Raw genomic sequence first — 23,681 nt, 5'->3', positions numbered from 1 at the left:
GGCGCTTGCAACCCGGCAGAGAATGATGCTGCGTGTCCAACCGGCACCACCGCTCAAGCCGCGCAACCCCTTCGCCGGCTTCGCCAAGCAGCGCTCGGCCGGCTCCCACGAGAAGCCGGTCGCCAGCGAAAGGCTGGCCGCCAAGCGCGCGCTGAAGAAGGTCAAGCTGGAAGCCGACGACGAGTAAGCACAAACGACAAAGCCCATGAGCTCACCCGACATGCTGCTGGACGTCCTGCGCGCCGAGCTGCGCGCCGCGGGCATCACCTACAAGATGCTGGCCGACCGCATCGCGATGAGCGAATCGAGCATCAAGCGCATGTTCGGCCAGAAGGACATGACGCTATCCCGCCTGGCCCAGATCTGCCAGGCCGCCGGCATCGCCCTCGAAGACGTGCTGCGCCGCGCGGCCGACGCCCGGCCCCAGGCCGACACCCTCACCCTCAATCAGGAAACCTCGCTGGTCGCCAATCCGCGCCTGCTGCTGATGGCGATCTGCTGCCTCGGGCACTGGAGCCTGGAGCAGATCGTCGAGACCTACCGCCTGACCGAGCCCGAATGCATCGGCCTGCTGGCCGAGCTGGACCGGCTGGGACTGATCGAACTGAAACCCCTGAACCGCTACAGCCTGCGCGTCTCGAACGCCTTCCGCTGGCTGCCGGACGGCCCGGTGCAGCGCTATTTCCGCGAGCATGTGGTGGGGGATTATTTCGACGGCCGCTTCGACGGCCCGGGAGAAGCGCTGATGTGCCTGCCGGCGCGGCTGTCGCTGGCCAGCGCCGGCGAACTGGTGGAAAAAATCCACCAACTGGCCGGCGAACTGGCGCGCCTGCACCGCAACGACCGCCGCCTGCCGCCGCGCGAACGCGACGGTTTTACCTTGCTGGTGGGGTTCCGCTCCTGGGAATTCTCCGCCTTTACGGCACTCCGCCGTTAAGGTTTATTGCGTGGTCGGCACCGCGCCACCGGCCGGGCTGCCGGTCGAGCGGGTCGGCGGCGGCATCTGTACCGGCGCCGGGGGCGGGGGCGGGTTGTTCACGTTCGGATTGTTTTGATTGTTCTGGTTGGCGGGCGCGGCGTTCGGGTTGGCCGGCGGCGGCGCCTCATGCTGCTGGGTGGGCTCGGCCTGGTTGCCGAACTCCTGGCTCTGGGTCGACTGCTGGATTGCACCCGGCGCCATTGGCGGCTCCGGCGTGGCGCCGACCGGTAGCGGCGGTGGCCCATTGGGTGTTGCCGCCGGCGCTCCCGGAGGAACCGCGGCGCCGTCCATGGACGCCGCCGGCTTGGTGTCGGCCGCCAGGTCGAGCCGCTTCATGACGCCGCCATCGGACAGCATCACATAGCGCGGATGCACCTCGGCCAGGGTAATGCCCGGCGCCACTTCCTTGCCCACCTTCAGCGCCTTCGGCGGCGAGCCCTCGGCCACGATGATGGCCACGCTGTCGCGCCCGGCGGCAACGATGCCGGTCAGCTGGTAATTGCTTGCGCTGGCGGTGGCGGCCTGTCCACCGAACAAGGTTGCGGCAGCATCGATCGACGGCTCCGGCATGCTCGTGCGCGGCACCGCGGCGATCGGGCGCTGCACTGGCTTGTACAGCTGCATGATCCAGTAGGCGAGCGAGGCCGCCAGCAGGATCACGCCGAGCAGGCTCAAAACGAGGGGCAAACGCTTGTTCATCAATTTCCTTATCAGCGCACCAACTGGTTGATTTCAATGATCGGCATCAGCACCGCCAGCACGATCAGCAGCACGACCAGGCCCATGGCCAGGATCAGCACCGGCTCGAGCAGGCCGGCGATGGTCAGTGCACGGCGCTCCAGGTCGGCCTGCTGGGAATCGGCGGCGCGCTCCAGCATGGCCGGCAATTCGCCGGTGATCTCGCCGGCGCGGATCATGTGCACCAGCATCGGCGGGAAATACTTCTGGACCGACAAGGCCCGCGCCAGGCTCACGCCCTCGCGCACGCTGGCGGTCGCGTCCTCCACCAGCCCTTTCATGGCCACGTTCGACAGCGTGTCGCGGCTGGTTTCCAGCGCGCGCAGGATCGGCACCCCGGAACCGGTGGTGATCGCCAGGGTGCTGGCGAAACGCGCCGTGTTCAGGCTGCGCTCGAAGCGGCCGTAGACCGGGGCATCCAGCAGCCAGGCATGCCAGCGCAGCTTGAGCGCGGGATTGCGCAGCGCCCGGCGCCACATGATCCAGGCCCCGACGATGGCCAATCCCACATAGATGCCGTAAGCGCGCGTAAAGTTCGACACGCCCAGCATCATGATGGTCAGGAAAGGCAGCTTCTGCTTGGTGTTGGCGAACACCGAGACGATCTGCGGCACCACGTAGGTGAGCAGGAAGATCACGATCGCGAACGCGACCACGGTAACGATGGCCGGATAGGTGAACGCCAGCCGCACCCGCTGCACCAGCGCGTTGCGGCGCTCGATATAGTCGGCCAGGCGCGCCAGCACGCGCGCCAGCTGGCCGATCTGCTCGCCGGACGAGACCAGCGCGCGGTAGATCTCGGCGAAGTCGCGCGGATGGCGCGACAGCGCGCTGGAAAAGGAGGCGCCGCCCATCACCTCGGAACGGATCGAGGCGATCAGGTCGCGCATGTAGGGGCGCTCGGCCTGTTCCAGCAGGGCCGTGAATGCCTGTTCGAGCGGCAGGCCCGCTTCCAGCAAGCTGGCCAGCTGGCGCGTAAACAGGGCCAGCTCGACCTGGGACAGGCGTTCGCCGAAGCCGCGCGAACGGGTCGCCCCGCTCTCATCGACCTGGGCCGCGATGGCCTCGACGCTCAGCGGCGTCAGACCCTGCAGGCGCAGGTCGGCGCGTGCGGCGCGCGGGCTGTCGGCGTTCAGCACGCCCTTGCGGGTGACGCCACCGGTATCGACGGCTTCATAGCGGAATGCCGGCATCAGTCAGCCTTCGTCACGCGGACCAGCTCGGCTTCCGTGGTCACGCCGTCGCGGACCCAGCGTTCGCCGTCCTCGCGCATGGTCTTCATGCCGGACTTCAGCGCGGTGTCGCGGATCTCGGCTTCCGACACCTGGTTGTGGATCTGCGCGCGGATCTGCTCGTTCGTTTCCAGCAGTTCGTAGACGCCGACCCGGCCGTGGTAGCCGGTATGGCCGCAGCGCTCGCAGCCGACCGCCTGCCACTGGCCGTTGCCATCCTGCTTCTTGCAGTAGGGACAGAGCTTGCGCACCAGACGCTGCGCCATCACGCCCAGCAGAGATGACGACAACAGGAAGGGCTCGATGCCCATGTCCAGCAGACGGGTGACGGCCGAGGCGGCATCGTTGGTGTGCAGGGTCGCCAGCACCAGGTGGCCGGTGAGCGAAGCCTGGACCGCGATCTGCGCGGTTTCGAGGTCGCGGATCTCGCCGATCATGATCACGTCCGGGTCCTGGCGAAGGATGGCGCGCAGGGCTTTGCCGAAGGTCATGTCGATGCGGGCGTTGACCTGGGTCTGGCCGATGCCCGGCAGGTCGTATTCGATCGGATCCTCCACCGTCATGATGTTGGTGGTGGTCGCGTTCAGGCGCGACAGCGAGGCGTACAGCGTGGTGGTCTTGCCGGAACCGGTCGGGCCCGTCACCAGCACGATGCCGTGCGGCTGGTTGATCATCCTGTCGAACTGCGGCAGCAGGCTCTCGCTCATGCCGAGGTGGCCGAGGTCGAGGCGGCCCGCTTCCTTGTCGAGCAGACGCAGCACGGCGCGCTCGCCGTGGCCGGTCGGCAGGGTCGAGACGCGCACGTCGACCGGCTTGCCGCCCACCCGCAAGGTGATGCGGCCGTCCTGCGGCAGGCGTTTCTCGGCGATGTCCAGCTGGCTCATGATCTTGATACGCGAAATGAGCGAGGCGTGGATCGCCTTGCGCGGCCGCACGATATCGCGCAGCGCGCCGTCGATGCGGAAGCGCACCACGGAAGTCTGCTCGAAGGGCTCGATATGGATATCGGAGGCGCCTTCGCGCAGCGACTGGGTCAGCAGCGCATTGATCATGCGGATCACCGGGGCGTCGTCGGACGATTCCAGCAGGTCTTCGATGGCCGGCACGTCCTGCAGCAGCTTGGTGAGGTCCAGGTCGGCATCGAATTCGTCGGCCACCTGGGACGCGTCGCCGCCGGCATTGGCGTAGGCGGCGGCGATCGCCGCTTCCAGTTCGGCGCGGTCCATGCGGTGCAGGGCGATGCGGCCGAAACGGCGCGAGACTTCCGCGATCGCGGCCGGCTTGGTCGCGTTCGAGACCAGCACTTCGACGGCCTGCGAAGGGTCGCCGTTGGAACGCGCCAGCACGCCGTAGTCACGTGCGAATGCGTAGGGCAACAGGTTAGTCATGGTTCATCAATTCTGGGTCGGCGATGCCGGCCGGTATTCGGGCTGCTGGGCGGGCTGCTGGGCCGGAGACTGGGCCGGCTGCACCGGGCGGTACTGCGGCTGCTGGGACTGCCCAGGCCGGACCGGCTGGTTGGTGCCCGGACCGGTGGCGGCGCCCGGCCGCGGCGCAACCGGCGCCGGCGGCGGCATCGTGGCCATCGCACCGCCCGCGGGCGGCTGGCCATTGGTTAATGGAGGCAGCATCGGCGCACCGAGGTTGCGCAGCAGGACCGAATCGTCGACCGGCTGGCTGGCCTCGCCGGTGGCACGCATCAGCTCATAACGGTCCATCGAGACGCTGGTGTTCTGTTCCTTGCTGCGCACCACCACGGGACGCAGGAAAACCATCAGGTTGCGTTTGACGCGGCTGCGCGTCTGGTACTTGAACAGGTTGCCGATGATCGGCAGGTCGCCCAGGCCACGCACCTTTTCGACGTTGTGGCCTTCGTCATCCGAGATCAGGCCACCGAGTACGATGATCTGGCCATCGTCGGCCAGCACGTTGCTTTCGATCGCGCGGACGGTGGTGATGATGCCGCCCGAGTTGGTCGGAACCGAATTGTCGATCCCCGAATTCTCGTGGTAGATCGAGAGCTTGATCGTACCGCCTTCGGAAATCTGCGGGCGCACCTTCAGCAGCAGGCCCACGTCCTTGCGGTCGACCGTCTGGAACGGATTGCTGGCCCCGCTCGCACCGGTCGTGAACGAACCGGTGATGATCGGGATGTTCTGGCCGACCTTGATCGTTGCCAGCTCGTTATCCAGCGTGATCATGTTCGGCGTGGACAAGATATTGGCGTTGCCGTCGCTTTCAAGGGCGCTGGCGATCGCGCCCAGGCCCAGCTTGCCGTTGATCTGGCGGAAGATACCGACCGACAGGCCGCTCAGCGACGGCAGGCTGCTGCTGGTGCCGCCGGTGGTGCCGGTGCCGCCCAGGCCGCCGGCCGCGGCCGCCGCCAGGTTGATGATGTTGTTGGACTGGCCGCTGTTGAAGGACTGCAGGCCACCCACGCGGTACCTGCTGGTGTTGTCGCCGGACAGGCCGACCCACTGCACGCCGAACTCGGACGCCTTGTTCGAGGTGATCTCGACCACCAGCGCCTCGATGTAGACCTGGGCGCGGCGCACGTCGAGCTGGTCGATGACGGCGCGCAGGTTGCGGTAGACCGCGTCAGGCGCGGTGATGATCAGGCTGTTGGTCGAGGCGTCGGCCTGGATGAAGCCGGAGCCCTGGCCGCCGCCGCCGCCGGCCGCCGTGGCCTGGCCCTGCTGGGCGAAGGTATTGCCGGTGCCGCCCATGCCGACGCTGCTCTGCTGGCCCTGCTGGCCGCCGAGCCCGCCGGCGCCACCGGTGCCGCCGGCGCCGGCGGACTGGATCGAACCGCCCGAGGTGCCCTGCTGCTGCACCGGCACCGCCGAGGCATCCTGCGACACCACCGCGCGCAGGGTCTGCGCGACCTTGCTGGCGTCGGCGTTCTTCAGGTAGACGACGTGGATGTTGCCGAGTTCGGCAGTCGGCTGGTCGAGCTTGGCGATCAGGCTTTTCGCCATGTTCGCGCGCGCCGCCGAGGGCGCACGGACGATCACCGCGTTGGTGCGCGGATCGGCCAGCACGGTGACGCGGCCGGCGTCGCCGCCCGGACTCGGCTCCATCAGGCGCGTGACCAGGGTCGCGACGTCGCTGGCGATGCCGTTGCGGATCGGCACCACGTCGAGGTCGCCGGTGGACGGCGCGTCGAGCGCGGCGATGATCTTCGACAGGCGGCGCAGGTTGTCGGCGTAGTCGGTGATGACCAGGCTGTTGTTGCCCGGATCGGCCATGATCGAGTTGTTCGGCGAGATCAGCGGGCGCAGCACGGCCGTCAGGTTGGCCGCCGATTCGTGCTGCAGGCGGTAGACCTGGGTCGCGATCTGGTCGCCGCGCGCCTTCGAGCCGCCGACCCCGACCTGGGTCGGCGAGGACTGCAGCTTGGCTTCGGCTTCCGGCACCACCTTCGCGTAGCCGTCGCCGGTGACCACCGCATAGCCCTGCAGGCGCAGCGCCGAGGTCAGCAGGGCGAAGGCCTGGGCCTTGCTCAGGGTGCGCTCCGACACCAGGGTCAGCGTACCCTTGACGCGCGGGTCGATGATGAAGGTCATGCCGGTGTAGTGCCCGACCGCCTTGATCACCGACTCCATGTCGGCGTTGACGAAGTTGAGCGCGGCGCCGCCGCCTTCCTGGGCAAAGGCGGGCGCGGGCGCAACGGCCGTCACGACGGCGCAGCACAGCATGGCGCCGGCGACGATGCGGCGCAGGGCCGGAAGTTGCAGGGTGCTACGGTGGGTGTTTTTCATTATCTGAACTCTAATGCGATTATGTTCTTGCCGTTCACCATTCGGCGCTGGCCCAGCAGGTTGAGCAGGTTGCCCAGCGAGTCTTCGTATCCTTCGGCCGCTTGCGCCTGGCCCGAGAATCGCAGCCGGCCGTTTTCCAGCGTACCACTACCAGAGAGCAAAAGCGCGCCGCGCACGGTACGCAGGGACAAGTCCGCCCGCTGTCCGCGCCAGTCCATCGCCAGCTCGTAGCTGCCGAGCGGCTTTACCGGACTCATGCGCGACCCCATATCGGTCAGCGACAGCACGGTCCGTCCCTGCACGGCCACCGCCTGGCCCTGGCGTGCGATGTCCAGCAGATTCCACGACAGCCTGATCACGCCCGACGGCGCCAGCGTGTTCAGCGGCGCGCCCAGCCCGGCCAGGCCCTCGGCCGGCAGCAGCAGTTCGCCGGCGCTGACCTGCCATTGCGACCAGCTGCCGCTGATCCTGACCGGCTGCGCCAGCGCCTTGTCGTTTGCCAGTTCCATGCTGACCTGGCCGAACAGCACCAGCGGCGACAGCCGCCAGCTGAACCGGCCCGGCAGCAGCGGCGTCACCGCCCCGCCCTCGCCCGGGGCGCCGCCCACGAAGGCCGAGCCGCGCCACAGCGTACCCTGCGCATCCCCCAGAGTCAAACGTCCGCCCGTCTGGCGCTCGACCATCGGTCCCAGCCACGCCGCCGGCAGGAACACGAGGATCGTGACGGCGACCGCGAGCACGCTCAGCCCGATCCACAGCAGCGCCTGCCTCATTGAGCGTTGCCGGTGTTCTGGCGCAGCGTCAGGCTGGCATCGACCTGGCCGGCCGCCGGCAAGGCGGTCACGACGGCGTCCTGCACCAGCACGCGGTTGCTGCGGCGCTGTTCGTCGAGCCAGCTTGCCAGGTTGGCGAACGACACGTTATTCAGTTGCAGCTTGATGTACTCGCCCGTCATCGACAGCGATTGCGGCGTCAGGCTGCGTCCGCTGAGGCTGGTGCTGACGGTCTCGCGGGTGAGCGGCGCCACCTGGATCGCCGGCGCCTGCGCCAGCTTGGTCGCTTCCTGGGCCATGACCTGCAGTTCGGCGGCCTGCTGGCGCAGTTGCGGCAGGCTGCGGTTCAGCAGGGCGCGGCCCTCGACGGCCGGGTCGACCAGGATCAGGTAGAGCAGCGCCAGCAGCACGACGGCGCCGCCGACGCCCAGGAAGCGCCGTTCCTGTTCGGTGCGCGAAAGCCAGAGCGCGGTGGCGCGCTCGCGGTATTGGGCGATGGTGGTGGCGAAACTCATTGCTTGACTCCTGTGCTGCGGATCACCCAGCTGCCCGGTGCGGTCTCGTCGAGACTCATGTTGCGGGCGGCCAGGGCGCTGCGCAACTGGCCCGTCAAACCGGGGTCGACGGTTTCGGGTTTGACTTTCACCGACAGCGCGCGTTCGCGGTATTCGATTGACGCAATGCCGGGCTGACGCGCGAGAGACCGCGTCGCTTCGCCGAGGGCCGATGCCATCCAGGTGAATTCGTCGGGCGCGACGTCGCCGGTGCTGGCGCGGGCGCGCGCGATGTTCTGGCGCATCTGGGCCACCGGATCGAGGATCGTGGTCTGGTTCGGATACACCGAGCGGAAAGTCTGGGTCATCGACTGGCGTACGGTCTCGGCTTCGCGCTTCAGGCGCAGCCATTCGATGTTCAGGCCGATCAGGTTGACCGCCAGCGCCAGCAAGGCCAGGCGGATCGGCCAGCGCCAGCGGCGCCAGTCGCGCGGCTGGCTGCCGGCGGCGCCGAGGCCGCTCACCAGGTCGAGCGCGGTGCTCTTCGAGCCGGCGATCCAGTGCGCCCAGTCGTCGGTTTCGAGGGCGATGCCGGGACCGGCTTCCGAAGCAAGGGCCTGGTATTCGCCCAGCTGGCTGGCCGGCACGTAGAGCACCAGCGGGGCGTCGCCGCTGAAGGCGCGCGCGGTCTGCAGCACCACTGCCGGGACGGCGTCGAGCGCCAGGCCGAAGCCCTGGAACAGGCCCTGGCGCAGGGTCAGTTCGGCGCCCTGGATGGCAGCCGAGACGCTGCCCGGCTGCAGCGGCAGGCAGAGCTGGGCCGGCACGGCGGCGACCGAGCGCGCGCCCTGGGCCAGCAGGCTGCGCACGATGGCTTCCAGCCAGTCGCGGTCGACCACGGCGATCGGACGGGTCTCGTCCGGCTGCTGGGGCGCGGCCACCAGCACGTGGTCGGCCGGATCGCCCAGGATGTGTTCTTCGACCAGGCCGGGCAGCGCCGCCTTCAGGCGCGCGCCGGTCAGCGGCGGAGCCTGGACCGACAGCAGGCTGACATCGGTGCCGGCCAGCAGCAGCACGACCCGGTTACCACCGACCAGGTCGCCGAGGTTGCGCAGCGGGCCTTCGCCCTGCTGCTCGATGACGCCGCCGTCGTTCACGAGGGCGAAGCGGCTCAGCGCATGTTCGCCTTCCGCGCGGGCGGGATGCCGGATATACAGTGTAGTCAATCTGTCTCTCTTTCTTTCAGAGCGCCGCTCTTGTCTTAGTATTGGCGGATCCACACCACTTGCGCGCCGCCACCGGCAATCAGGGTCGGAAAGCGATGGATCAGCGCCTCGGCGTCCAGGGCAGCACGGTCGAGGCGGATGCGGCTGTCTACCAGGAACCAGTCGCTCTTGACGCTCGCAGCACCCGGCGTGATCGGCCTGCTCTCTCCAATTTCTGACGAAAAATAATTAATGTCTCGCCAGGCTGCGCGCTGCCGCCGTACGACCAGCGAATTCGCTTCCGACACCGACATGTTCGGCACCAGGGATGCCAGCACTTCCGCCGGCGCCGTGTTGACGTTCACCGGCGTCACGTCCGGCAGCACGATCACGAAGGGCCGCAGGCGCGCGACCATGGCCGGCGTGAAGCCCGGCACCGTCAGCAAATCATCTACCGCCAGGAACTTCATCGGCGAGCCGGCCACGCTGCTGCGCGACGCGCGCGCCAGGTTGCCGGTCGGCGGATTGGCGGTGCCGCCCGTACCTCCCGCCGCGCCGCTTGCCACGCCCTGTCCGATGTTCCCGCCCTCGCCGCTGGTCCCGCCCGTCGGTGTGCCGCCGGCCGGTGTCCCGCCCTCTGGCGTGGCCGCCTCCAGCGGCTGGCCGGCGGCGACGAAGGCGGCGACCCGCGCCGCCAGCTGCTGGTCCATCTGCAGGTTGCGCAGCAGGCGGCCGAAGATCTCCATCTGGCCGGCGTCCACCTGGCCCTTGTCGGCAAGGTTGCGCAGATTGTAACGCGAGCATGCGTCGATAATGTTGCCCGACAGCGTAGCATCGAAATTTTCGCCTTGGACCCGCTCGCGTTCGATGTACTGGTCGAGCCGGGTTTCGGCCAGCGGCGTGGCCCAGACGTGGTCGAGCGCGGTGTAGTCACGGTGGTCGAGGCCGTCCTGGAACAGCACCAGGCTGGCCCAGTCGAGGGCGCCGCGCAGGATCCACTTGGTCTGCAGGGTCAGGCGCTGGTTCTCCATCGAGCGTACCTGCACCTGCTGCTGCCAGAACAAGCTGGCGACGATCGAGATCGCCAGCGTGGTCAGCAGCAGCGCGGTGATCACGGCGACGCCGCGTTCACGCATGCCCCCGATTCGTGGCCGTCTCATGGTTCCCCCAGCAGGAAAGACTTGGTCATCGGTACATCCTGGCCCTGCACCTGCAGCGCCACCTGCAGCCCGGTCGGCGGCAGCGGCACGGTATTCGGGTCCTGCTGTGCCGGCGGCGTACCGTTGGCGGCGGCGGCGGCCGCGCCGCCGGTGGTGGCCGCGCTGGTCGACTGGCGCCAGGCGCGGTTCTCCCAGGTCAGCACCTGCATCCCGGTGACGCCGGCCTGCAGCGCGACGGCGCCGCTGGTGTCGGTGTCGCTGATCGCGGCCTGCCACATGCCGTCGAGCTGGGCCAGGTCGCGCACGGCGGCGGTCTCGCGCCGTATCAGGCTGCCGTTGATGACGCGGTAGGCCACCACCTGCAGGCGCGAGGGCTGGTTCTCGGTGAACACCTCGCGCACCATCGTGAAACGGTCGGTCCCGGTCAGCAGGTAGGGACGGCGGTCGAGCACGTCGCGTCCGGCGATGTGCTCGCAGTCGCTCTGCATCTGGGCGAAGGCCAGCTGCATGCCGCGCGTGGACTCCATCTGGTTGGTCAGCGCCACGCGCGCGCGGATGATGCCGTCCAGCCCGCGCCAGCCGAGCACCGCGACGATGGCGAGGATGCTGATCGCCACCAGCAGTTCGACCAGGGTGAAGCCGCGTCGGCGCATGAATTTCACGGACCCGGGTTTCATAGTAGACGCGGCCTTAGGACAAGTTGGACCAGCTTGACGATGCGCCGGTTCGGATTGTCGATGTCGAATACCGAGACTTCGACGCGGCGCAAACGCGGGTTCGGGCTGGCGAACACTTCTTCCTGGCAGACCAGGTGCAAATCGCCCTGCGGGCAGTCGAAACCGCGCTTGCCGATTTCCGGGAATTCCTTGCCCAGGCGGATCTGCACGAGGCGGTTCTCGGCCGACCAGGTCGCCATCAGCGAGGAGCGCAGGCCGCTGCTGTTGGCGGTCAGGCTGCCCACCGCGCGCAGGCCGGCGCCGAGCGCAGTACCGACGATGACCAGCGCCACCAGCACTTCGAGCAGGGTGAAACCGTGGGAGCGGGACGTTTTCATGCTTCTCATTCGACCGTGAAGTGGCCGACGCCGTCGGCGCGGATCGCGACCCGGTTGCCGCCGCTGGCCAGTACCAGCACGAAGGGCTTGTCGACCGGCTCGCGGCCGAAGGTGATGCGCAGCGGATTGACGGTGCCGGCGCTGGCCGGATCGAGCAGCAGGGTGATCGGGGCGTTCTTGAAATCGCGCTCGCGCAGCAGGTCGTCGCCGCCGCCGATCGGTTCCCAGCGCGTCTCGTTGCGGACCAGGAAGTGGTAGCGCTCGGGCGTGGCTTCGAAGGTGACCGGGCGGTTGCGCACGATCGCCTCGTCGCGCGCCAGCTGCAGCAGCAGGGTCAGGCGCTGGGCCTCGGCCTGCAGGTCCTGGCGCGGGCTGGGGATCGCGTTGAGCGAGGCCAGTCCCAGCGTGATGCCGATGATGACCATCACGACCATGATCTCCACGAGCGTGAAGCCACGGACCGCCATCCCGGCGCGTCCGCGCGCGTGCTTAGGCATCGGGCTTGATCTCCTCAGGCTGCTGGCCCGGCGATTTATCGGATGAGCTTATAGACCGGGCCCGTTTATCAGCTTGACTTATTTGTCCCAGGAGCCGACGTCGGCATCCTCGCCGGTGCCGCCCGGCTGGCCGTCGGCGCCCAGCGAGAACACGTCGACTTCCCCATGCAGGCCCGGCGACAGGTACTGGTAGTTATTGCCCCACGGGTCTTTCGGCAGCTTCTCGACATAGCCGCCCTCTTTCCAGCCGTTCGCGGCCGGGCCGGTGGTGGGCTTCTGGACCAGGGCCTGCAGGCCCTGCTCGGTGGTCGGATAGCGCTGGTTGTCCAGCTTGTACAGCTTGAGCGCCTGCATGATGGTAGCGATGTCGGTCTTGGCGGCGGTCACGCGCGCCTCGCCGGTACGGCCCAGCAGCTTGGGCACGACCAGCATGCCGAGGATGCCGATGATGACCACGACGACCATGATCTCGACGAGGGTGAAGCCGCCCTGGCGGCGCCGCTGCGACATGCGATGCGTAATGTTCTGCATAGAATATTGTTGGATGGTAGTCGGAAGAACCGATCTAGTATAAGGCCGAATGCGCATAGCTCCGCATTCGGAAGACTTTCCAATTGTAAGCCAGGAGCAAGGGCACTGCACTGCTTGTCAGTGTGCCCATCCCCTCTATTATTGGAACGATCAGGCGCGTCCGCCGCACACCGGACAGCCGGGATTGCGCCCCACCTGCACCTCGGTCCACTCCATGCCGCGGCCGTCCAGCATCAGCAGGCGCCCGGTCAGCGGCCGCCCGCAGCCGGCCAGCAGCTTGAGGGCCTCGGCCGCCTGCACCGCGCCGATCACGCCGACCAGCGGCGCGAACACGCCCATGGTGCTGCAGGCCACGTCTTCGAAGCGGCTGTCCTCGGGGAACAGGCAGGCATAGCAGGGAGACGCCGGGTCGCGCACGTCGAATACCGAGACCTGGCCGTCGAAGCGGATCACGGCGCCGGCCACCAGCGGCACGCCGGCCTGCACGCAGGCGCGGTTGACGGCCTGGCGGGTGGCGAAGTTGTCGCTGCAGTCGAGCACGAGGTCGCTGGCGGCCACCAGTTCGCGCAGGCGCTCGCCTTGCACGCGCTCGCGCAGGGCCGTTACTTCGATCTCGGGATTGATCTGCATCAATGCTTCGCGACCGGACTCGACCTTGGGCCGGCCGATCCGCGCCGTCGTGTGCATGATCTGGCGCTGCAGGTTGGTCAGATCGACCTCGTCGTCGTCGACCAGGATGATGTGGCCGACGCCGCTGGCCGCCAGGTAGAGCGCGGCCGGCGAACCGAGGCCGCCGGCGCCGACGATCAGGACGCGCGCATCCAGCACCCGCTGCTGGCCTTCGATGCCGACCTCGTCGAGCAGGATATGGCGCGAATAGCGCAGCAGCTGGCGGTCGTCCATTACTTCCCGGTCACTTCTTCGTGCCCTTCACCTCGGGCGGCTTCTGCTCGGTGCCCGGCAGTGCGGCCGGCGCCGGGGCGTCGTCCGCCGGGTCGGCCTTGGCCAGCTTGACCGGCAGGCCCTTGAAGTGCTTGATGGCCTGGGCCAGCTGGAAGTCGTCCTTGCCGCCGAATTCGGGCGGGGCGGCGCTCTTCAGCATGGCCAGGGTGCGCTGCTCTTCCTCCAGTTCGTCACGCTTGGCGCTGACCGAGCCGTTCTTGCCCACGGCTTTCGCATCGCCCTCGTTCGACAGGTGACGGTCGAGGTCGGCTTCGCGCACGCGCAGCGCGTTCAGGCCGTCGCCCTCCGCGGTCTCGTCGACCTTGAGGTCGGGGACGATGCCGCGCGCCTGGATCGAGCGGCCCTTCGGCGTGTAGTAGCGCGCCGTGGTGAGCTTGACCGCGGTGTTCTCGGTCAGCTGGCGCAGGGTCTGCACCGAGCCCTTGCCGAAAGTCTGGCTGCCCATCACGATGGCGCGCCTGTAGTCCTGCAGGGCGCCGGCCACGATCTCGGACGCCGAGGCCGAGCCGGTGTTCACCAGCACCACCATCGGCACCGTCTTCAGCGCCGCCGGCAGCTTCGCCAGCGGGTCGCTGCCCGGCTTGGCGTAGAAATCGCGGCGGCCGTAGAAGGTGGCGTTCGATTCCGGCAATTGCCCCTTGGTGGAGACGATCACCTCGTTCTGCGGCAGGAAGGCGGCCGACACGCCGATCGCGCTCGGCAGCAGGCCGCCCGGGTCGTTCCTCAGGTCCAGCACCAGGCCCTTGATGTTCGGGTTCTGGGCATACAGGCCCCTGACCTTCTCGACCAGCTCGTCGACGGTCTCTTCCTGGAACTGGCTGATCCGCAGCCAGGCATAGCCCGGCTCGACCAGTTTGGCCTTGACGCTCGCCACGCGGATCTCTTCGCGCTCGACCGGCACCACCCAGGGCGTGTCGGCGCCGCGCCGGGCGATGGTCAGCATCACCTTGCTGTGCGGTTCGCCGCGCATGCGCGAGATCGCCTCGTCCAGGGTCAGGCCCTTGACCGGCACGTTGTCGATGCGGGTGATCAGGTCGCCGGCCTTGATGCCGGCCTTGAAGGCGGGGGTGTCCTCGATCGGCGAGACGATCTTCACGTAGCCGTCTTCCATCGCCACCTCGACGCCGACGCCGACGAACTTGCCGGCCACCGTTTCGCGCATCTCGGCGAAGTCCTTCTCGTCGAGGTAGACCGAGTGCGGGTCGAGCGAGGCGACCATGCCGGCGATGGCGTCGGACAGCAGCTTCTTGTCCGCCACCGGCTCCACGTAGTCGCTCTTGATCAGGCCATAGACGTCGGCCAGCTGGCGCAGCTCATCCAGCGGCAGGGGCGCTGCGATACCTGACGGCGCGCCCTTCTGCGCCAGCGCCGAGAACTGGACCGAGGCCGCGATGCCGGCCACCATGCCGATGCCGACCAGACCGAGGTTCTTGAGTTTCTTGCCCATTCCTGTTCCCTAGAATTTGACCCAGCCGGCCGGATCGATCGGTTTGCCCAGATGCCTGAGTTCGAAGTATAGACCCGATTCTCCGTTACCGCCGGTGCTGCCTGCGCTCGCAATCACCTCGCCGGCCTTGACCGAATCGCCGACGTGCTTCAGCAGGGTTTCGTTGAAACCGTAGATCGACAGGTATTCGCCGCCGTGGTTGACGATGATCATATTGCCCCAGCCGCGCATCCATTGCGCGTGCACGACCCGGCCCGGGCCGATGGCGCGCACGTCGGTGCCTTCCGGCGCCTTGATGAACATGCCGCGCCATACCGGGCCGTCGGCGCGCTTGGCGCCGAAGCGGGCCGCGATGGTGCCGGAGATCGGCGCGCTCAGGCGGCCGCGCAGGCTCTCGAAGGTGCCGCTCGGCAGGTCGGCGGCCAGCGCGGTATCGGCCGAGCGCGGCGCCGGTTTGGTTTCGGCCGGCTCTTCGGCCACCTGCGGCTCTTCCTTGACCGGCGCCGGCGGTTTATACGGCTTGCCGTGCTTGGCCGCTTCGCGCGCCAGGCGCTCGCGTTCGGCCTGTTGTTCTTTGGCACGCGCCAGTGCGCGCGCCTTCGCTTCGGCCGCGGCCTTGGCGCGCGCGGCGGCCAATTCCTGCTGGCGCTTGCGCTCGGCGGCGGCGGCGAGTTCCTGTTCGTGGATCAGGCGGGTCAGGCGGTCGACCAGGCCGCTCATGCGCTGTTCGTCCTGCTCCAGCTTGGTCGCCTGCTTGCGCTGGGCCACCAGCTTGCTCGACAGGTTCGACAGCAGGCCGGCGCGCTTGGCCTTTTCCTTTTCCAGCAGCGCCTTCTGGTCGCGCTGCTCCTGGGCGATTTCTTCGAGTTCGTCCTTGGCGTTCTGGGTCTCGGCATGGTTGGCCTCGACCGCCGCCAGGTTCTCGCGCAGCGAGGTCAGCAGCTTGGCCTGGGCTTGCGACACATAGGCCATCATCTGCAGGTCGCGGTTGATGCGGTTCGGGTTGTCGCCCGACAGCAGCAGCTTGATGCGGTCTTCGTTACCGGCGATATAGTGCTCGCGCAGCATCTTGGACAGCTGCCGCTTCTGCGCGGCGATGGTCTGCGCCAGGCGCTCCTGCTGGGCAGCCAGGTCTTGCAGCTTGGTATTGGTCGCAGCCTGCTCGCCGGCCAGTTCGCGCAGCGAGCGGTTGGCGTCCGAGATCGCCTCTTCCGATTCGGCCAGTTCGTCGGCCGCGTCGTCCTTTTCGCTCTCGGTGCGGCTGATGTCCTTCCTCAGCGCATTCAGCTTCTGCTGGATGCCGGCGCGCTGGGCCTCGGCCTGCGCCTTCTCCTTGCTACGGACGGTCTGGCGTGGCGCGGCCTGGGCCGTCACTATGGACAGCGCACAGGCGAGCAGGCCGCACAGCAGCGCACTGCCGGCGGACTTCAATGCAGGAAGTTGCAAGGTTACTTTGCCTTACCTTGGTTGGCCACGGCAGCCATGGCGGCCGCGATCGCTTCCTGGTCGCCCAGGTAGTAATGGCGGATCGGCTTCAGGTTCTCGTCCAGTTCGTACACCAGCGGGGTGCCGTTCGGGATGTTGAGGCCGACGATGTCGGTGTCGCTGATGTTGTCGAGCATCTTGATCACGGCGCGCAGGCTGTTGCCGTGGGCCGAGATCAGGATCTTCTTGCCGGCGCGGATGGCCGGCGCGATCTCTTCATCCCAGGCCGGCATCACGCGTGCGACGGTGTCCTTCAGGCATTCGGTCAGCGGGATCTGTGCCTTGTCCAGGCCGGCGTAGCGCGGATCGTTGAACGAGGTGCGCGGATCCGTGTCTTCCAGCGCCGGCGGCGGGGTATCGTAGCTGCGGCGCCAGACCAGCACCTGCTCGTCGCCGAACTTGGCGGCGGTCTCGCCCTTGTCCAGACCCTGCAGGGCGCCGTAGTGGCGCTCGTTCAGGCGCCAGTCGTTCTTGACCGGCAGCCACATCATGTCCATCTCGTCCATGGCCAGCCACAGCGTGCGGATGGCGCGTTTCAGGACCGAGGTATAGGCCAGGTCGAAGGTGAAGCCGGCTTCGCGCAGCATGCGGCCGGCGGTCTTGGCTTCCTTGACGCCCTTCTCGGTCAGGTCGACATCGGTCCAGCCGGTGAAGCGGTTTTCCAGGTTCCACGTGGATTCGCCGTGGCGCATGAATACGATTTTGTACATAGGCTCTTCAGATAAAAAAATTGGCGGGAAATATCGATCCAGCTTCTATTTTATAATGCGACGATTCAATTCAGTTCAACCGACGGAAACTTCGTGAAATTCATCCTTGACCATATCTTCGTTGTTGCGATCGCCGTGATTTCCGGCGCTGCCCTGCTGTGGCCCGCGATCGCTCCGCGCGGCCGCCGCGCCACCCACCTGCAAGCGACCCAGATGATGAACCGTGGCAAAGCCACGGCCGTGATCGACGTGCGCAGCAGCGAGGAGTTCGCCGCAGGCCACTTGCGCGACGCAAAAAACATTCCGCTGGCAGACTTGGCCAATCGCATCGGCGAGTTGGACAAGTCGAAAACCAAGACCGTGATCGTGGTCTGCCAGAGCGGCGCCCGTGCCGACAAGGCGGCGCGCCAGCTCAAGGCGGCCGGCTTCGAAGACGTCTACAGCCTGGATGGCGGCATCGCGGCCTGGACGGCTGCCGGCCTGCCCGTGACCAAATAACTGTTCGAAAGGATTACCGATGACTGCACATGTCGTTCTCTACCACACCGCGGCCTGCCCCTATTGCGTGCGCGCCGAGCGCCTGCTGGAAGCCAAGGGCGTGACCGACATCGAGCGCATCCGCGTCGACCTCGACCCGGAACAGCGCGCCATCATGATGCAACGCACCGGCCGCCGCACCGTGCCGCAGATCTACGTCGGCGACACCCACGTCGGCGGCTTCGACGACCTGTACGCGCTCGACCAGGCCGGCCGCCTGGATCCGCTGCTGAAGGGCGAGGCAGCCTGAACCCGAGCCTGAAACGCACTTGACGGCGGGGCGCCGGCAACGCTATTGAATCCGAGTTGGTTTTGATACAATTGCCGACGCCTTGACACTCAAGCACGGGCGAGACTTGCCCTTTACATAATTAACGAAAGCGTTCCATGGCTGACGAAAACCTGCAACCCGTGTTCCAAATCCAGCGTATCTACCTGAAAGATATGTCGCTGGAACAACCGAATTCCCCGGCGATCTTCCTCGAGCAGGAAGCGCCGACCATCGAGGTCTCGCTGGACGTCGGCGCCGAAGGGATCGCCGATGGCATCTACGAATCGACCGTGACCATCACCGTGACCGCCAAGGTCAAGGACAAGGTCGCCTTCCTGGTCGAGGGCAAGCAGGCCGGCATCTTCGAAGCCCGCAACATCCCGGCCGACCAGATGGATCCGCTGCTGGGCATCGGCTGCCCGAACATCATCTATCCTTACCTGCGTAGCAACATCGCCGATTTCATCACCCGTGCCGGCTTCCCGCCCGTGCACCTGGCTGAAATCAACTTCGAAGTGTTCTACCAGCAGCGCCGCCAGGCGCTGGCCGAACAGGCTGCCGCGGCTGGCACCCCGGCTGGCAACCAGTAATACCTCCCGGGCTTCCGGCTTTGCCTGCACCAGGCGAAGCCGGGAGCTTGTTGTTCCCGTCCTGCCTTTTGGCGCGTGTCGTTTTCCCAAAGGCCTGTCATGCTCTGCGTCCGTTTCCCTTACCGTGTCATCGCAGGCAGCATCCTGATGCTGGCGTCCTGTGCGGCCGCGGCATTCGACTTCAAGACGGTGGGCGCGCATTCCGTGATCCTGTACGACGCCCCGTCCATCAAGGGCGGCAAGCTGTTCATCGCCCCGAGCGGCATGCCGGTCGAGGTCATGATCAGTTATGGCGACTGGGTCAAGGTGCGCGACGCCGCCGGCGATCTCGCCTGGACCGAGGCGCGCGGCCTGTCCGCCAAACGCAATGTGATCGTGCGCGTGGCTTCCGCCCGCGTCCGCGCCGCACCGGAAGACAATGCCCCCGTCGTAATGACGGCCGATAAGAACGTCCTGCTCGAACTGGTCGATCCGGAAGCCGGCCCGTGGGTGCGCGTGCGCCACCGCGACGGCATCGCCGGCTACGTCAGGGCGTCCGACGTCTGGGGAATCTGACCCTGCCCACCACATGCACGAAACCAAACAATCCCAACCCATCACTGTCCTCGGCGCCGGCGCCTGGGGCACGGCGGTCGCGATCGCGCTGGCCGCCCGTCATGACGTCCTGCTGTGGGGCCGCAACCCCGAGCAGATGGCCGCCACCGAAGCGGCGCGCGACAACCTCGCTTACCTGCCCGGCCATCCGCTGCCGCCGTCGCTGCGCGTGTCCGCCGATTTCGAGGCGGCGCTGGCCCACGTGACCGAAGCCGCCCCCGGCACCACGCCGCTGCTGATCGCGGCCTGCCCGGTGGCCGGCCTGCGCCCGCTGCTCGAACAGCTCAAGGGCCGCAACATCCCGAACGTCGTCTGGCTGTGCAAGGGTTTCGAATACGGCACCGGCCTGTTGCCGCACCAGGTGGTCCGCGAAGTGCTGGGTGACAGCGTGCCCGGCGCGGCCCTGTCCGGCCCGTCGTTTGCCCAGGAAGTGGCGCGCGGCCTGCCTTGCGGACTGACGGTGGCGTCCAGCTCGGCCGAGCTGCGCGAACGCGTGGTCTCCCTGGTGCACGGCGGCAGCGTGCGCGTGTACGCCTGCGACGACATGGTCGGCGTGGAAGTGGGCGGCGCGGTGAAGAACATCCTGGCCATCGCCACCGGCGCGGCCGACGGCCTGGGCTTGGGCCTGAACGCGCGCGCGGCCCTGATCACGCGCGGGCTGGCCGAGATCACCCGCCTCGGCATCACCCTCGGCGCCCAGCCGGCCACCTTCATGGGCCTGACCGGCATGGGCGACCTGATCCTGACCTGCACCGGCGACCTCTCGCGCAACCGCCGCGTCGGCCTGGCGCTGGCCCAGGGCAAGCAGCTCGACGCCATCGTCAAGGAACTCGGCCACGTGGCCGAAGGCGTGCCCTGCGCCAAGGCCGTGCGCGAACTGGCGGCGAAGCTCGGCGTGGACATGCCGATCACCAATGCGGTGGCCGGCGTGCTGTTCGATGGCGCCTCGGTGCAGGAAACCGTGGATCAGTTGCTGGCGCGCGATCCGCGCAACGAGTTGGCTTGATTGGTATGTGGGCACGCATCCCAGGCCACTGGCCTGAGATGCCCCACCGCGTTCGGTGAAAATTCAGCCGTTCGACGCCGGGCGTGCGTCGCGGTGGGTCGGCCCGCCGCTGTTGTCGCCCGGGTGCAGCAGGATGGTCATCAGGGCCACGGCGTCCTGGTTGGCGCGCACGGCATGCGGCTCGCCACCGGCCAGGTAGACCATTTCGTTCGGCCGCAGGATGGTGGTACGGCCGTGGGCGTCGAACGCGATCTCTCCTTCCAGGCACAGCAGCGTCATTTCCCCTTCGACCCGGTGCTCGGGCAGCGGCTTCTCTTTCGGCAGCACCAGCCGGATCAGTTCCATATGATCGGTCTTGATCAGTGCGATCGATGTGAAGTTCGCGATGTCGTCTTCGCCCCGCTCAAGTGCGATGCATTCGCCGGATCTTGCATGCTGCAAGGCCATGGTGTTCTCCTTAATTACGCTGTCTCGTCAAATGTCTGCGGCACCCCGCGCAGCCAGTTGACCAGCGCGGTGGCGTCCTTGAAACCTTGCGCGAGCTGGGGCACCAGTTTTTCCGGTGCGTTGACGTCGAGCTTGACCTCGATCCAGACGAAATAGCTCTTGAGCTTCAGGTATTCGACCAGCGGATGGTTCGGGTCGAAGCCTTTCGGCGGACGCTGCAGTTTGTCTTCCGGGTTCAGGTCGCCATAGGTCTCGCGCAGATGTTTATTCTTCAACATTTTGCTGAAACCTGTCGCATCGTTGACCACGTGTTCGCGGATCGCCTTCAGGCGCGGTGCCGGCGGCAAGTATTCGCCGGCGCCGAACAGCAGGGTGCCGTCGGCTTCGATGTGGAAGTAATAGGTCGGGCCGCCGGCTTCGCTGGGACGGCGCTTGTCGCCCGGCGCGATGCCGGCCGAGAAATGCGTTTTATATGGCGTCTTGTCGTGCGAAAAGCGGGTATCGCGCTGGAAGCGGAACATCGCCTTCTTCGGATCGCAGGCCGCCACTTGGCGGTCGAACTTCGAGATTTCCCGGATCAGTTGCGTCAGCGTCTCGAGGAACTCGGTGCGCAGGATGTCGTAGCGGGGCTTGTTCCAGAGGAACCAGGGACGGTTGTTGTTGTCCTTGAGTTCGGTGAGGAATTGCGTCAGGTCGCGCAGATGCATAAGTTTTTCTTATTCAACAAAAGGAGTCAAGGGGTCTGGCGCGGGCGGCGGCCGACCGTGACGTCGAGGGTGGACTGGCGGTTCTTGCGCATCACCGTCATCTTCGACTTGCCGCCGGGCGGCAGCTCGGCGATCAGGTTCAGCATGTCGTTGGTGCTGGACACCTTCTTGCCGTCCACCGCCAGCAGGATGTCGCCGGGGCGCATGCCGGCGCGGTCGGCCGGGCCGCCGCGCACCACGCCGGCGATGATGGCGCCGCTGTCGCGCCCGAGGCCGAAGCTGTCGGCCAGTTCCGGCGTGATGTCCTGGGATTCGATGCCGATCCAGCCGCGCACCACCTGGCCGTGCTTGACGATGGAATCGAGCACGTTCTTGGCCGTCGAGACGGGAATCGCGAAGCCGATGCCGACCGAGCCGCCGGTCTGGGAATAGATCGCCGAATTGATGCCGAGCAGGTTGCCATGGGTGTCGACCAGGGCGCCGCCCGAGTTGCCGAAGTTGATCGCGGCGTCGGTCTGGATGAAATTCTCGAAGTGGTTGATGTGCAGGTTGTTGCGGCCCAGCGCAGAGATGATGCCGAGGGTGACGGTCTGGCCGACGCCGAAGGGATTGCCGATCGCCAGCACGACGTCGCCGACCCGCGCCGCATTCGTATCGCCCAGCACGATCACCGGCAGCTTGTCCGCCTTGATGCGGATCACGGCGAGATCCGTTTCCGGATCGGTGCCGACGATGCTGGCCGCGGCCTTGCGGCCATCGGCGAGGCCGACCTCGATCTCGTCGGCGCCTTCGACCACGTGGTAATTGGTCAGGATATAGCCGTCGGCGCTGACGATCACGCCCGAGCCCAGGCTGGCCATCTGTTCCTGCGGCGGCAGCTTGTCGCCGAAGAAGCGGCGGAAGAAGGGATCCTTCAGCAGCGGGTGGGTTTCGCGCAGGGCCTTGCTGGTCAGGATATTGACCACCGCCGGCATCGCGCGCGCCGCGGCATCGCGGTAGCTGCCCGGCGCCGCGCCATTGGGCGCCTGCAGCACCGGCACCCCGCGGCCGGGACCGCCGATCCCGACCTGGGTCGGCGCCCGCTGCACCGACAGCGCTCCCAGCCACTCCGGACGCAAGGCCGCGATCACGGCATAGATGCCGAGGACGATCGTGACGGTTTGCGCGAACAGGAGCCAGGTGCGCCGCATGCCAGCTACTTTATCGGCTCTTCAGCGAGTCGCGGATTTCGCGCAGCAGCAGGATTTCTTCCGCGGTGGCGGCCGCTGCCGCCGCTTCTTCCTTGCTGACGAAGGTGCTACGCATCCGGTTCATCAGCCGTACCATCTGAAAGATGATGAAGGCCAGGATCAGGAAGTTCAGCAAGACGGTCAGAAAATTACCGTAGGCCAGCACCGCACCGGCCTTCTTCGCCTCGGCCAGCGGCAGACCATACGCCTGTCCGTTCAAAGGCAAGTAATAACTGGCGAAGTCGAGACCGCCGAAGATCTTGCCGATCGGTGGCATGATCACATCCTGCACCAGCGAATCGACGATTTTCCCGAACGCCCCGCCGATGATCACGCCGACGGCCAGGTCGACGACATTGCCCTTCATCGCGAATTGCTTGAACTCCTGCATCATTCCCATTTACGCCTCCCTTTACGTGTTGGACATCCTCCAATGATGATACCCGAAAGGCCGGGTTGCTCCAGCCTCAGAATGTTCGCTTTGCCCCGGCAAGGCAGACGGGAAAATGCACATTTGGAAGTCATCATGACCGTAAGAACGTTTTTTCTTTAATTTGCAAAACTGTTCACATATAATCGACTGTTGCAATAAAGGTTTTTACCTATTTGCAATCTATTGCATTGCAGCATTTCGCATTTGACGAATGGAGTTGGTATGAGTAATGAGAAGCAGGTCGATACAGGCCGGCGAGGCTTGCTCGTGGCTACATGCGCGGCGGGCGGCGTTGTCGGTGTTTCAACGGCCGGAGTTCTGGTAAGTACTTTCCAGCCTTCGGAGCGAGCGAAGGCGGCCGGCGCGCCGGTCGAGGTGGACATCTCCGACGTCAAGCCTGGCGAACTGAAAGTGGTGGAATGGCGAGGCAAGCCCGTCTGGGTCCTGCGCCGTACCCCTGAAATGCTGGCGAGTCTGCCGAAGAACGACAATCTGGTCGCCGATCCGAAATCGGAAAAGCCGTACCAGATGGAGACGCCTTCCTACGCCAAGAACGAAACCCGGTCGCGCCAGGAGCACAAGGAAGTGCTGGTCGCGGTCGGTATCTGCTCCCACCTGGGCTGCTCGCCCTCTTCCCGCTTTGCCGAAGGTCCGCAGCCGAACCTGCCGGACGACTGGCACGGCGGCTTCCTGTGCCCTTGCCACGGGTCGACCTTCGACCTGGCCGGCCGCGTTTTCAAGAACAAGCCGGCGCCGGCCAATCTCGACGTCCCCCCGTACATGTACCTGTCCGATAACAAGATCCTGATCGGCAAAGACGAGAAAGGCGAGGCATAAG

Annotated in this window: 28 protein-coding genes; 8 read left to right on the top strand and 20 right to left on the bottom strand. The window is 66.7% G+C overall.

Annotated features, from left to right (window positions below):
* The first annotated feature begins 25 nt into the window (after positions 1-25).
* Positions 26-187, top strand: coding sequence for a hypothetical protein (locus AC1DOP_RS17150; RefSeq protein WP_442122994.1), 162 nt, complete (start codon positions 26-28; stop codon positions 185-187).
* 18 nt (positions 188-205) lie between these two features.
* Complete coding sequence (locus AC1DOP_RS17145; protein ID WP_442122993.1) at positions 206-937, top strand: helix-turn-helix domain-containing protein; 732 nt, start codon at positions 206-208, stop codon at positions 935-937.
* Between the two features lie 3 nt (positions 938-940).
* On the opposite strand, the gene AC1DOP_RS17140 is transcribed toward AC1DOP_RS17145, so the two are convergent.
* From AC1DOP_RS17140 to gpmA, 16 genes are all read right to left on the bottom strand, one after another.
* A complete protein-coding gene (locus AC1DOP_RS17140) occupies positions 941-1,678 on the bottom strand; it encodes a type II secretion system protein N (protein WP_477252390.1) in 738 nt (245 codons plus the stop codon).
* 11 nt (positions 1,679-1,689) lie between these two features.
* Positions 1,690-2,910, bottom strand: a complete 1,221-nt coding sequence (gene gspF, locus AC1DOP_RS17135; RefSeq protein ID WP_442122991.1) for a type II secretion system inner membrane protein GspF — start codon at positions 2,908-2,910, stop codon at positions 1,690-1,692.
* Positions 2,910-4,337 (bottom strand): type II secretion system ATPase GspE, encoded by a 1,428-nt coding sequence (gene gspE, locus AC1DOP_RS17130; RefSeq protein ID WP_442122990.1) that lies wholly within the window; start codon positions 4,335-4,337, stop codon positions 2,910-2,912. Before gspE ends, gspF begins: the two co-directional genes overlap by 1 nt.
* A 6-nt stretch (positions 4,338-4,343) precedes the next feature.
* Positions 4,344-6,710 (bottom strand): type II secretion system secretin GspD, encoded by a 2,367-nt coding sequence (gspD, locus tag AC1DOP_RS17125; RefSeq protein WP_477252387.1) that lies wholly within the window; start codon positions 6,708-6,710, stop codon positions 4,344-4,346.
* Positions 6,710-7,483, bottom strand: coding sequence for a type II secretion system protein N (gene gspN, locus AC1DOP_RS17120; RefSeq protein WP_442122988.1), 774 nt, complete (start codon positions 7,481-7,483; stop codon positions 6,710-6,712). Before gspN ends, gspD begins: the two co-directional genes overlap by 1 nt.
* Positions 7,480-7,998, bottom strand: coding sequence for a type II secretion system protein GspM (gspM, locus tag AC1DOP_RS17115; RefSeq protein WP_442122987.1), 519 nt, complete (start codon positions 7,996-7,998; stop codon positions 7,480-7,482). Before gspM ends, gspN begins: the two co-directional genes overlap by 4 nt.
* Positions 7,995-9,203: a type II secretion system protein GspL gene (gene gspL / locus AC1DOP_RS17110; RefSeq protein WP_477252384.1), complete on the bottom strand. Its 1,209-nt coding sequence runs from the start codon at positions 9,201-9,203 to the stop codon at positions 7,995-7,997. Before gspL ends, gspM begins: the two co-directional genes overlap by 4 nt.
* A gap of 35 nt (positions 9,204-9,238) precedes the next feature.
* Complete coding sequence (gspK, locus tag AC1DOP_RS17105) at positions 9,239-10,318, bottom strand: type II secretion system minor pseudopilin GspK (protein WP_477252382.1); 1,080 nt, start codon at positions 10,316-10,318, stop codon at positions 9,239-9,241.
* A 20-nt stretch (positions 10,319-10,338) separates the two neighbouring features.
* Entirely contained in the window at positions 10,339-10,995 is a 657-nt protein-coding gene (locus AC1DOP_RS17100) for a PulJ/GspJ family protein (RefSeq protein ID WP_477252380.1), read from the bottom strand.
* A gap of 20 nt (positions 10,996-11,015) precedes the next feature.
* Positions 11,016-11,396 (bottom strand): type II secretion system minor pseudopilin GspI, encoded by a 381-nt coding sequence (gene gspI / locus AC1DOP_RS17095; RefSeq protein ID WP_442122983.1) that lies wholly within the window; start codon positions 11,394-11,396, stop codon positions 11,016-11,018.
* Between the two features lie 5 nt (positions 11,397-11,401).
* A complete protein-coding gene (locus tag AC1DOP_RS17090) occupies positions 11,402-11,893 on the bottom strand; it encodes a GspH/FimT family pseudopilin (RefSeq protein WP_442122982.1) in 492 nt (163 codons plus the stop codon).
* A gap of 78 nt (positions 11,894-11,971) precedes the next feature.
* Complete coding sequence (gspG, locus tag AC1DOP_RS17085; protein ID WP_442122981.1) at positions 11,972-12,424, bottom strand: type II secretion system major pseudopilin GspG; 453 nt, start codon at positions 12,422-12,424, stop codon at positions 11,972-11,974.
* A 150-nt stretch (positions 12,425-12,574) separates the two neighbouring features.
* Positions 12,575-13,327, bottom strand: a complete 753-nt coding sequence (locus AC1DOP_RS17080; RefSeq protein WP_477252377.1) for a HesA/MoeB/ThiF family protein — start codon at positions 13,325-13,327, stop codon at positions 12,575-12,577.
* 10 nt (positions 13,328-13,337) lie between these two features.
* Positions 13,338-14,834, bottom strand: a complete 1,497-nt coding sequence (locus tag AC1DOP_RS17075) for a S41 family peptidase (RefSeq protein ID WP_442122979.1) — start codon at positions 14,832-14,834, stop codon at positions 13,338-13,340.
* Between the two features lie 9 nt (positions 14,835-14,843).
* Positions 14,844-16,280, bottom strand: a complete 1,437-nt coding sequence (locus tag AC1DOP_RS17070; protein ID WP_442122978.1) for a murein hydrolase activator EnvC family protein — start codon at positions 16,278-16,280, stop codon at positions 14,844-14,846.
* A 2-nt stretch (positions 16,281-16,282) separates the two neighbouring features.
* Complete coding sequence (gpmA, locus tag AC1DOP_RS17065; protein WP_442122977.1) at positions 16,283-17,029, bottom strand: 2,3-diphosphoglycerate-dependent phosphoglycerate mutase; 747 nt, start codon at positions 17,027-17,029, stop codon at positions 16,283-16,285.
* Positions 17,030-17,122: 93 nt separating this feature from the next.
* On the opposite strand from gpmA, the gene AC1DOP_RS17060 reads away from it, so the two are divergent.
* The 5 genes from AC1DOP_RS17060 (at position 17,123) to AC1DOP_RS17040 (ending at position 20,027) form a co-directional block, all read left to right on the top strand.
* Complete coding sequence (locus AC1DOP_RS17060) at positions 17,123-17,527, top strand: rhodanese-like domain-containing protein (RefSeq protein ID WP_442122976.1); 405 nt, start codon at positions 17,123-17,125, stop codon at positions 17,525-17,527.
* Positions 17,528-17,546: 19 nt separating this feature from the next.
* The gene (gene grxC / locus AC1DOP_RS17055) at positions 17,547-17,816 is read left to right on the top strand and encodes a glutaredoxin 3 (RefSeq protein WP_442122975.1); all 270 of its coding nucleotides are present in this window, start codon (positions 17,547-17,549) and stop codon (positions 17,814-17,816) included.
* A 137-nt stretch (positions 17,817-17,953) separates the two neighbouring features.
* Entirely contained in the window at positions 17,954-18,427 is a 474-nt protein-coding gene (secB, locus tag AC1DOP_RS17050) for a protein-export chaperone SecB (protein WP_442122974.1), read from the top strand.
* 99 nt (positions 18,428-18,526) lie between these two features.
* Entirely contained in the window at positions 18,527-18,982 is a 456-nt protein-coding gene (locus AC1DOP_RS17045) for an SH3 domain-containing protein (RefSeq protein WP_442122973.1), read from the top strand.
* A gap of 13 nt (positions 18,983-18,995) precedes the next feature.
* Positions 18,996-20,027, top strand: coding sequence for an NAD(P)H-dependent glycerol-3-phosphate dehydrogenase (locus AC1DOP_RS17040; protein WP_442122972.1), 1,032 nt, complete (start codon positions 18,996-18,998; stop codon positions 20,025-20,027).
* Positions 20,028-20,090: 63 nt separating this feature from the next.
* On the opposite strand, the gene AC1DOP_RS17035 is transcribed toward AC1DOP_RS17040, so the two are convergent.
* Genes AC1DOP_RS17035 through mscL form a run of 4 tightly spaced genes read right to left on the bottom strand, consistent with a single transcriptional unit; the run spans position 20,091 to position 22,810 of the window.
* Positions 20,091-20,474, bottom strand: coding sequence for a cupin domain-containing protein (locus AC1DOP_RS17035; RefSeq protein ID WP_442122971.1), 384 nt, complete (start codon positions 20,472-20,474; stop codon positions 20,091-20,093).
* Positions 20,475-20,488: 14 nt separating this feature from the next.
* Entirely contained in the window at positions 20,489-21,181 is a 693-nt protein-coding gene (locus AC1DOP_RS17030) for a DUF2461 domain-containing protein (RefSeq protein ID WP_442122970.1), read from the bottom strand.
* A 26-nt stretch (positions 21,182-21,207) separates the two neighbouring features.
* Positions 21,208-22,371: a Do family serine endopeptidase gene (locus AC1DOP_RS17025; protein WP_442122969.1), complete on the bottom strand. Its 1,164-nt coding sequence runs from the start codon at positions 22,369-22,371 to the stop codon at positions 21,208-21,210.
* Positions 22,372-22,381: 10 nt separating this feature from the next.
* Positions 22,382-22,810 carry a large conductance mechanosensitive channel protein MscL gene (mscL, locus tag AC1DOP_RS17020; protein ID WP_442122968.1) on the bottom strand — a complete coding sequence of 143 codons (429 nt, stop codon included), beginning with the start codon at positions 22,808-22,810 and terminating at the stop codon, positions 22,382-22,384.
* 255 nt (positions 22,811-23,065) lie between these two features.
* Here mscL and petA point away from each other — a divergent pair, with 255 nt between their 5' ends.
* Positions 23,066-23,680, top strand: a complete 615-nt coding sequence (gene petA, locus AC1DOP_RS17015; RefSeq protein ID WP_442122967.1) for a ubiquinol-cytochrome c reductase iron-sulfur subunit — start codon at positions 23,066-23,068, stop codon at positions 23,678-23,680.
* The last annotated feature ends 1 nt before the right edge of the window (position 23,681 follow it).

The organism is Massilia sp. 01N410 (assembly GCF_056399665.1).
Note: the sequence above shows the minus strand (reverse complement) of the source record. Positions and strands in the feature narration are given on the sequence as shown.